Consider the following 7,942-nt stretch of genomic DNA (forward strand, 5'->3'; position numbering starts at 1 on the left):
GAGGCGCGCGCCTTCGGCTGCCAGCGCCCGGGCCAGCGCGCCGCCCACGCTGCCAACGCCCTGCACGGCCACATGCAGGCCCTTGACACTGTCCGTGCCCAGCTTGTGGCGGACGGCGGCCTTCAGGCCGACCAGCGCGCCGCGCGCCGTGAACGGGCCGGGGTTGCCACCCACTTCGCCAGGGCCGACCGGCAGGCCAGCGACATGGGCCGTGCGGCGCGCGACGACGACCATGTCGTGATCGCTCATACCAACATCCTCGGCGGTGACATAGCGACCGCCGAGCGCGGTGACGACGTCGCCAAAGGCTTCCAGCAGCGCTTCGGTCTTGGGCGCATCGGCGAGCACCACGGCCTTGCCGCCGCCGGCCTTCAGCCCCGCCATGGCGTTCTTGTAGCTCATGCCGCGCGACAGGCGCAGCGCATCGGTGAGCGCGGCGGCCTCATTGGCATAGACCCAGCGGCGCACGCCGCCGGCCGCCGGACCGAGGTGCGTCGAATGAATGGCGACAATGGCGTGCAGGCCGGTGGCCACGTCCTTCACCAGCGCCACCCGCTCATGCGCGTCAAATCCGGGTGCACTGCCGGCATCAATGGCGGCCAGCTGCACGGTTTCAAGGCGGGCAGCGGGGGCGGCAGCGGTCATCGGTTCGACTCCAACGGCAGGATTTCGTTGCGCGTCATTGTAATAAAGTTTCCGTATCGCGCAACGCGCATTCGCGCACTGCCGGCGGGGATGGTGCCGGAACTTCTGGCTTGCCTCCCGCCGCGCCCTCGTCTATCCCGCGCCTCCCGATGCCATCATCGTGGCGACTGTAGCTCAGCTGGTTAGAGCGCTGGTTTGTGGTACCAGAGGTCGCGGGTTCAAGCCCCGTCAGTCGCCCCACCTTCTTATTGCCGTTTCACCTCACCGCAGGCAATGCGGCTGCCGGCGTTGCCGGCCGGATCGGTGCGATAATCGTCGGGCTTGGCGTGCAGCACCACTGCCGCGCCATCGGCATCGAGCAATGGCGCATCGCCATCGACCAGGCGCAGGCCGGTCAGCATGATGTTGACCTCGCCCACCCCTTTGTCGCTCACCTCCAGGTTGGGCAGATCGCCCATGTGGGCGCCCATCGGATTGTCGCGGCCATGTTGCCTGGTCATCGGGTTGAAATGCGGGCCGGCACTGGCGAAATCCGGGCCGACACAGCGGCCGACGGCGTGCAGATGCATGCCATATTGGCCCGCAGGGAGCCCCTTCACTGTGGCGATCAGCTGCACGCCGCCGGCCATCTGCAGCAGTTCAGCCTCGCCGAGGCTGTTGCCATCGGGCGTCAGCAGGCGGGTGGCGAGGATCAGCGACGGCGGCGCGCCGCCGACCTTGCCCAGCGACTCCGTCTTGGGTCCGCAGGCGGCGAGGGCAAGGACAGGCAGGATGAGGGCAAGACGGCGGGCAGCAGACATGGGGGGTCACTCCTTCTGATAGAGCCCATAATGGCTGACCAGGCGATCAAGCGCCAGTTGCAGCACCAGTTTTCCCGCCCTGACCGGCCAACCCAGGGCGCGTTCGGCCGTCTCCAGCCCTTCCCCCTGGCAGATGACCCGCCAGGCGATGTCGGACAGGCCGGGGCCGCAGGCCGCAACCGCGGCTTCGAAACGGCGCTTGGCCGCGATCTGCCCGCCCGACAGATCGGGCGCACCGCCCTGCCCGCGTGCGCTGGCAGGCAGCGGATCCCAGCGCATGGTGACGCGCGGACCCAACTGGGCGAAATGGAAATCGGCGCGCAGCCGTTCGCTGGCCAGCAATTGCAGCGGCGAGACATGGCCGCGCCGCGCCAGCCAGGCCAGCGGTGATTCGGCGAGGTTCACCGTCACCCGGGCGCGATCGACGATATCGGGCGGCGGCAGGATGCGGGTGGCGAGCAGGCGGTTTTCGGTGAGCGGGGCGATGTCGGGGGCGGCAGCTGGGGTGTGACGGGCCATGGCTTCTCTCCGTTCTGGCACGTTGGTGGTGAATTACACCTTGCACAGGAACGCGATTGTAGGACAGAAGGAACCAGAGAGGTTATTTGCTGATGATCACCCGCATTCGTGATGTTCGAAAAGCCCGCGGTCTCACGCTCGCCGATGTTGCCGCGGCCTGTGTACCGCCAACGACGCCGCAAACCATCGGGCGACTGGAAACCGGCATGCGCACCGTGTCCATCGACTGGCTAGAGCGTATTGCCGCGGCGATGGACGTGCCGGCCTCCACCCTGGTCACCATGCCGGATCGGGCCGATGTGCCGGTGGCGGCACTGATCGGCGGCAATGGCGCCGATGCGCCGGAACGCCCGCGCACTTTGGTGCCGCCGCAGCCGCAGGGGGACATGATGGGCCTGCTGGTGGAAACCGCGCAGGGCGATTATCGCAGCGGCGATGAATTGTGGGCGCAGCGGCTGGCGCCGGGCCAATTCACCCGCGCCATCAACCGCGACGTGCTCGCCCCCCGCCCCGCCGGCCGCTTCGCCTTTGGCCGGCTGATCGCGGTGGAAGGCAGCCGCATCCAGCTCCTCCCCACCACGCCAGGCGCGCGCCAGCAGGTGCTGGCCGACGTGCCGTGGCTGGCGATGGTGACTTTGCTGGTGCGGCGGCCCTGACGCCAGGACTAGGCCGGCAGATTGCCATTCAGCTCCAGCGCGCGGCCCGCGAGGTGCAGTGAGCCGGTGACCAGCACCAGCGGCGGGCTGTCCCCGGTGCGGGCGATGGCTTTCAGGGCCTTGGGCAGATCGGGCGCGGTGACAGCGGCCAGCCCCATGGTGGACGCGGCAGCGGCCAATTTTGCCGGATCATGGGCAGCGTGGCCAGGCACTGGCACGGCATAAAGCGCGCTGGCCATGCCGGCAAAGCTCTTCAGGAAGCCTTCGGCATCCTTGGCAGCAAGCATGCCAGTGACCAGCAGCAAGCGCTGGCCTGGCTGCAGTAGCGGGCGGATGCTTTCGGCGAGCGCGCGGCCGGCGGCCGGGTTGTGGCCGCCATCGACCCACAGGCTGCTGCCCGCCGGCAACAGCGCCGGCAGCGGGCCGGTTTCGAGTTTCTGCAGGCGCGCCGGCCATTCCACCCAGCCCATGCCGGCGCGATAGGCGGCGTCCTTCACCGGCAGCGCCGTCTGGGCGCGCAGCATGGCGATGGCGAGTGCGGCATTGTCGTGCTGGTGCGTTCCGGCCAGGCGCGGCAGCGGCAGCGCGAGCTTGCCGGCCTCGTCGCGGTAATGCAGCTGGCCCTCATAGCTCGCCGCATCCCAATCCTGGCCACGGATCAAGAGGCGCGCGCCGGCAAGGCCGGCAACTTCGGCGATGCGCGCTGTCACGGCGGCGGGGTGGCGGCCGGTGACCAGCGGCACGCCTTTGCGTGCAATGCCGGCCTTTTCGCGGGCGATGTCGAGGATGGTCGGGCCGAGCCACTGGGTGTGATCGAGGCCCAGTTGCGCGATGCCGCTCACCAGCGCAGTCGGGATGATGTTGGTGGCGTCCATGCGGCCGCCGAGGCCGACCTCGATAATGCAGGCATCGGCCTCCACCGTGGCAAAGGCCAGGAAGGCGGCGGCCGTGGTGAGTTCGAAGAAGGTGATCGGCGCCTCGCCATTGCGGCCGATGACGTCGTTCAGCAGCACGATCAGCGCATCATCGTCGATCAGCTGGCCGGCGAGGCGGATACGCTCGTTGAAACGGACGAGGTGCGGGCTGGAATAGACATGGACGCGCCGGCCTTCGGCTTCCAGGCAGGCGCGCAGCATGGCGCAGGTGCTGCCCTTGCCGTTGGTGCCGGCGACATGGAACACCGGCGGCAGGCGATGGTGCGGATTGCCCAGCGCGCCAAGCAGGCGTTCGAGCCGGCCGAGGGTGAGATCAATCTCGGTCGGGTGCAGATCGTGCGCCTTCCTGAGCAGCGCATCGAGGCGCGGATTGTCGGACCGCGCCGGCGGCATGCGCGCGCCTGTCGGGGCGGGCGGCAGGCTCATGCGGCAGCAGTGTCTCTTGGGCGGCGCGCCATCAACAGGGTGATCAGCCGGCCCAACGTCTCTTTCAGGTCGCGGCGGTGCACCACCATGTCGAGCATGCCATGTTCGAGCAGATATTCGGCGCGCTGGAAGCCTTCGGGCAGCTTCTCGCGGATGGTCTGCTCGATGACGCGCTGGCCGGCGAAACCGATGAGCGCATTGGGCTCGGCAATCTGGATATCGCCCAGCATGGCATAGCTGGCGGTCACGCCGCCGGTGGTGGGATCAGTGAGCACGACGATATAGGGCAGCCCGGCCTCGTTCAGCTGCTGGATGCCCACCGTGCTGCGCGGCATCTGCATCAGGCTGAGGATGCCTTCCTGCATGCGGGCGCCGCCGGCCGCAGTGAAGACGATATAGGGCGCGTTGGCAGCCAGCGCGGCATCGACCCCGGCCAGGAAGGCCTCGCCCACGCCCATGCCCATGGAACCGCCCATGAAGGCGAAATCCTGCACGCCCACGATCGCCCGCTGGCCCATGATCTGGCCGTCGGCGATCATCATGGCTTCAGGCTCGCCGGTGGCGGTGCGCGCCTGCTTCAGGCGATCGGTGTATTTCTTCTGATCCTTGAACTTCAGCGGGTCTTCCGCGACCTTGGCGGCCGGCAGCACCTTGTAATCGCCGTCGAACAACTGGGTGAAGCGCGCCTTGGGCCCGATGCGATCATGATGGTCGCAGCGCGGACAGACGCTGGCATTGTCTTCCCATTCCTTGGTGTAGACCATCTGGCCGCAATTCTTGCACTTGGTCCACAGATTGTCCGGCGTGTCGCGGCGGGCGAGGAAGCCGGTCAATTGTTGGCGAGTGCGGGTGATCCAGCTCATGCGGCTTTCTCCGGTCCGGCGCCGACGCCGGCTGATTCATAACGCGCGGTACGCACCGCCTGGGCCAGCGCGCCAACCTGGGCGGCGACGCGGGCGGGAATATCGTTGGCGCGTTCCTCGGCGGCGGCGCCGATGGCATCGACAATGGCGCTGCCCACCACCACCGCATCGGCGTGGGTGGCAATCGCCGCGGCCTGATCGGGCGTGCGCACACCGAAACCCACCGCGATGGGCAGGCTGGTGGAGGCCTTCAGGCGGGCAACGGCCGTGGCGATATCGGCGGCCGCCGCGCTGTTGGCGCCAGTGACGCCGGCCACGGCGACATAGTAGAGAAAGCCCGACGCGCCCGACAGTACGGCAGGCAGGCGCTGGGCATCGGTGGTCGGCGTCGCCAGACGCACCAGGTGCAGGCCATGGGCAGCAAGTGCGGGCGCCAGTTCACCGGCTTCCTCGGGCGGCAGATCGACGACGATGCAGCCATCAATGCCGGCAGCTTTTGCTTCAATGGCAAAGCGTTCCGGACCAAAGCTGAGGATCGGGTTGAAATAGCCCATCAGCACGATCGGCGTGGCATCGTCGGTCTGACGAAAGGCCTTCACCATGGCGAGCACGGCTTTGAGTGTCGTGCCGGCCCCCAGGCTCCGGAGATTGCCGCGCTGGATCGCCGGGCCATCGGCCATCGGATCGGTGAACGGCATGCCAATCTCGATCACGTCGGCACCGGCACCGGGCAGCGCGGCGAGGATCTCGGCCGACGTCTCCAGGTCTGGATCGCCGGCTGTCACGAAGGTCACCAGCGCCGCGCGGCCTTCGGCGGCGCAGGCGGCAAAGCGGGCAGAGAGGCGATCGCCGCTCACATCGTCACTCCCAACGCGGCGGCAACGGTGAAGATATCCTTGTCCCCACGCCCGCACAGGTTGGCGATGATGATCTGGTCCTTGCCCATGGTCGGCGCGATGCGGGCGACAGCGGCCAGTGCGTGGCTGGGTTCCAGCGCCGGGATGATGCCTTCGGTGCGGCACAGCAGCTGGAAACCTTCCAGCGCCTCCGTATCGGTCGCGCTCTGATATTCGACGCGGCCGATGGCATGCAGCCAGGCGTGTTCGGGGCCGATGCCGGGATAATCGAGGCCGGCCGAAATGCTGTGCGCCTCGGTGATCTGGCCGTCTTCGTCCTGCAGCAGCATGGTCTTGTTGCCATGCAGCACCCCGGCGCGGCCGCCGGCGAGGCTGGCGGCATGCTCGTGCGTGTCGAGGCCCTTGCCCGAGGCTTCGATGCCGACGATGCGCACGCCGTCATCATCAAGGAAGGGGTGGAACAGGCCGATGGCGTTGGAGCCGCCGCCGATCGCCGCGACCAGCAGATCGGGCAAGCGCCCTTCCCGCTCCAGGATTTGCGCGCGGGCCTCTTTGCCGATCACCGTCTGGAAATCGCGCACCAACTCCGGATAGGGATGCGGGCCGGCAGCGGTGCCGATGATGTAGAAGGTGTCGTGCACGTTGGTCACCCAATCGCGCAGCGCCTCGTTCATCGCGTCTTTCAAGGTCTTGCTGCCGGATTCGACCGCCTTCACCTCGGCGCCCAGCAGCTTCATGCGGAACACGTTGGGGGCCTGGCGCTCAATATCGCGGGCGCCCATGTAGATCGTGCACGGCAGGCCGAAGCGCGCCGCCACGGTGGCAGTGGCGACGCCATGCTGGCCGGCGCCGGTTTCGGCGATGATGCGCGTCTTGCCCATGCGGCGGGCAAGCAGGATCTGGCCGATGCAATTGTTGATCTTGTGCGCGCCGGTGTGATTCAGCTCGTCGCGCTTCAGGTAGATTTTCGCGCCGCCCAACTCGTCGGTCAGCCGCTCGGCGAAGTAGAGCGGGCTGGGCCGGCCAACATAATGCTTGAGCAGGTCATCGAGCTCGGCATGAAAGGCCGGATCAGCCTTGGCAGCGGTGTAGGCCTGTTCCAGTTCGAGGATCAGCGGCATCAGCGTTTCGGCGACATAGCGGCCGCCGAACTGGCCGAAATGGCCGTTCGCATCGGGGCCGGCGCGCAGGCTTCCAGTCTCGGCGTTCATGCTGCCCTCACGGCGTTGGCAAAGGCCATGATCTTCTCCACCGATTTCACCCCTGCTCGTTCCTCGACACCTGATGCCACGTCCACCAGCGCTGGCTGAACCAGGCGGATGGCCTCGGCGACATTACCGATGCCAAGGCCGCCGGCCAGGCCAAAGCGCCGCCCCGGCCGAGAGTCCACGAGCAGGCGCCAATCAAAGGCCAGCCCGTTGCCGCCGGGGAGCGGAGCGTCGTTAGGCGCTTTGGCATCGAGGAGCAACAGGTCGGCCGGGCCTGCGGCTTTTTCGGCCGACTGGATATCGGCGCGGGTCTTCACCCCGGCGGCCAGCCACACCGGCAGATTGTGGCGCGATTTCAGCGCGGCGATCCGTTCCGAGGGTGCATCATGCAGTTGCAGGATGGTGATGCCGGCCCCAATCACCGCAGCCACCAGCGCGTCATCGGGGTTGACCAGCACGGCCACGCGGCCAACGCCGGCCGGCACGCGGGCAATCAACGGCGCCGCGGCCGCTGGATCGATAAAGCGCGGGCTGGGCGGGAAGAAATTGAAACCCAGGTGCGCCGCCCCGACCGCGATCGAGGCGTCCACCGTTTCGGGCGTCGTAAGCCCGCAGATCTTGAACGGCGTCACAGGCTGGCGGCGATGGCGGCGGCGGCGGCAGCCGGATCGGGGGCCGAGGTGATCGGGCGGCCGATGACGAGGACGCCGGCCCCAGCCTTGAGCGCTTCGGCCGGCGTCATCACCCGCTTCTGGTCACCCACGTCGCTGCCGGCCGGGCGCACGCCGGGCACGACGAACAGGCCGCCATCCCATTCGCCCTTCACCGCCGCGACCTCGTGCGGGGAGCAGACAATGCCATCCAGCCCGGCCCCGCGCGCCAGTCGCGCCAGCCGCAGCGCCTGGGTGGCGGCACCATCGGGGACGCCAGCGCTCAGCAAATCGGCATCATCAAGGCTGGTGAGGACGGTGACGGCCACGACGCGCGTGCTGGCCGGTGCCGCGGCGCGGGCGGCGGCGAGCATGGCGTGGCC

10 protein-coding genes and 1 tRNA gene are annotated in these 7,942 nt (G+C 68.2%); 2 read left to right on the forward strand and 9 right to left on the reverse strand.

What is annotated here, in order from left to right; translation table 11 throughout:
* Positions 1-645: Glu/Leu/Phe/Val dehydrogenase dimerization domain-containing protein (locus GJ693_RS11865; RefSeq protein WP_328598835.1), on the reverse strand; the 645-nt coding region annotated here is incomplete at its 3' end.
* A 163-nt stretch (positions 646-808) separates the two neighbouring features.
* Between GJ693_RS11865 and GJ693_RS11870 the strand changes: the two genes are divergently transcribed.
* Positions 809-885, forward strand: a tRNA-His gene (locus GJ693_RS11870).
* Positions 886-890: 5 nt separating this feature from the next.
* Here the strand turns inward: GJ693_RS11870 and GJ693_RS11875 are convergent.
* Positions 891-1,445 carry a superoxide dismutase family protein gene (locus GJ693_RS11875; RefSeq protein WP_156256510.1) on the reverse strand — a complete coding sequence of 185 codons (555 nt, stop codon included), beginning with the start codon at positions 1,443-1,445 and terminating at the stop codon, positions 891-893.
* Positions 1,446-1,451: 6 nt separating this feature from the next.
* Positions 1,452-1,964, reverse strand: coding sequence for a DUF6456 domain-containing protein (locus GJ693_RS11880; protein ID WP_235902846.1), 513 nt, complete (start codon positions 1,962-1,964; stop codon positions 1,452-1,454).
* A gap of 92 nt (positions 1,965-2,056) precedes the next feature.
* On the opposite strand from GJ693_RS11880, the gene GJ693_RS11885 reads away from it, so the two are divergent.
* Positions 2,057-2,620 (forward strand): helix-turn-helix domain-containing protein, encoded by a 564-nt coding sequence (locus tag GJ693_RS11885; RefSeq protein ID WP_156256511.1) that lies wholly within the window; start codon positions 2,057-2,059, stop codon positions 2,618-2,620.
* An 8-nt stretch (positions 2,621-2,628) separates the two neighbouring features.
* Here GJ693_RS11885 and GJ693_RS11890 read toward each other — a convergent pair whose 3' ends face one another.
* From GJ693_RS11890 to GJ693_RS11915, 6 genes are all read right to left on the reverse strand, one after another.
* Positions 2,629-3,981, reverse strand: coding sequence for a bifunctional folylpolyglutamate synthase/dihydrofolate synthase (locus tag GJ693_RS11890; protein ID WP_156256512.1), 1,353 nt, complete (start codon positions 3,979-3,981; stop codon positions 2,629-2,631).
* On the reverse strand, positions 3,978-4,844 hold the full coding sequence (gene accD / locus GJ693_RS11895) for an acetyl-CoA carboxylase, carboxyltransferase subunit beta (RefSeq protein WP_156256513.1): 867 nt from the start codon (positions 4,842-4,844) through the stop codon (positions 3,978-3,980). The genes GJ693_RS11890 and accD overlap by 4 nt, the downstream gene beginning before the upstream one ends.
* Positions 4,841-5,701, reverse strand: coding sequence for a tryptophan synthase subunit alpha (trpA, locus tag GJ693_RS11900; protein ID WP_156256514.1), 861 nt, complete (start codon positions 5,699-5,701; stop codon positions 4,841-4,843). Before trpA ends, accD begins: the two co-directional genes overlap by 4 nt.
* On the reverse strand, positions 5,698-6,912 hold the full coding sequence (gene trpB, locus GJ693_RS11905; RefSeq protein WP_156256515.1) for a tryptophan synthase subunit beta: 1,215 nt from the start codon (positions 6,910-6,912) through the stop codon (positions 5,698-5,700). Before trpB ends, trpA begins: the two co-directional genes overlap by 4 nt.
* On the reverse strand, positions 6,909-7,541 hold the full coding sequence (locus GJ693_RS11910; protein WP_156256516.1) for a phosphoribosylanthranilate isomerase: 633 nt from the start codon (positions 7,539-7,541) through the stop codon (positions 6,909-6,911). The genes trpB and GJ693_RS11910 overlap by 4 nt, the downstream gene beginning before the upstream one ends.
* Positions 7,538-7,942, reverse strand: a 405-nt coding sequence (locus GJ693_RS11915; RefSeq protein ID WP_197042153.1) for an orotidine 5'-phosphate decarboxylase / HUMPS family protein, incomplete at its 5' end; no start/stop codon positions are given. The genes GJ693_RS11910 and GJ693_RS11915, both read right to left, overlap by 4 nt.

The sequence above is a fragment of the Sandarakinorhabdus oryzae genome (assembly GCF_009733735.1).
GTDB lineage: Bacteria > Pseudomonadota > Alphaproteobacteria > Sphingomonadales > Sphingomonadaceae > Sandarakinorhabdus > Sandarakinorhabdus oryzae.